The organism is Prosthecobacter gellanilyticus (assembly GCF_007992435.1).
Lineage (GTDB): Bacteria > Verrucomicrobiota > Verrucomicrobiia > Verrucomicrobiales > Verrucomicrobiaceae > Prosthecobacter > Prosthecobacter gellanilyticus.
In genome coordinates this window covers 1-770 of record NZ_BKAG01000132.1, presented here as the reverse complement: position 1 = coordinate 770, position 770 = coordinate 1, and the positions used below count along the sequence as shown (strand labels likewise).

Sequence of the window (770 nt, the reverse complement as noted above, 5' to 3'; positions counted from 1 at the left end):
TTCAGTCCGCGCTCCGAGACGCTGGGGAGGATCGTGGGTCGCGGGTGGGCTCGGGAAGGACTGAAAATTGTAAACTGAGAACTGAAAACTGAAAATTGGTTGGACGGCGGGAGGTTCGGGGGAAGATGGAGGAATGGAGAACTGAGAACTGAGAACTGACTTGTGACTGCATGAGAGGCCTGATCGGGGCGTCGGGACAGGGCCGGGCGGGGATGAGGGACGAATGGTTCGATATGAAAACAACTCTTCTTTTGGCTGCTGTCGTCTCCCTCTCCTCCTCCGTGGTTCTGGCTCAAAATGAAACGGTGACCCGCGGGGTGGATGTGAAGGGGGCGGATGTGAAAGGTTCCGATGTCAAAGGCGCGGATGTGAAGGGACCTGATGTGAAAGGTCCGGATGTGCATGGCGGCACGGTGACCGGCGGGACGGTGACGGGTGGATCTGTGACCGGCGGCTCTGTGAGCGGGGGGACGGTGACTCAGGGCACGGTGACACCGGGCCTGGTGACGGCGTTTGCGGAGGGGCGTGAGATCCGCGTGAGCTCGGCTCAATCAGCGACGGTGAATGTGAATGGCGCGACGGCGCAGGTGAAGCTGGGCGAGCAGATGCTGAGCATCGAGAAGGCGCGCATCGTGCTGGACGGGAAGCCGCTGGCGAACCTGCCGGAGGCGACGAAGCAGGTGCAGGTGGACGTGAAGGACAGCATGCTCATCATCAAGGGCGACGGGAAGGAAGTGACGCGGAGCAAGGTGAAATAGTTTGGTTCTCGG

General features: G+C 60.8%; 1 protein-coding gene. It reads left to right on the top strand.

Annotated elements, in window-relative coordinates:
- Nucleotides 1-233: 233 nt before the first annotated feature.
- Nucleotides 234-758, top strand: a complete 525-nt coding sequence (locus BGE01nite_RS29230) for a hypothetical protein (protein ID WP_170267150.1) — start codon at nt 234-236, stop codon at nt 756-758.
- The last annotated feature ends 12 nt before the right edge of the window (nt 759-770 follow it).

Excerpts from the sequence above, each read along its gene's own strand:
- BGE01nite_RS29230 (WP_170267150.1), top strand. The coding sequence starts at position 234 with ATGAAAACAACTCTTCTTTTGGCTGCTGTCGTCTCCCTCTCCTCCTCC.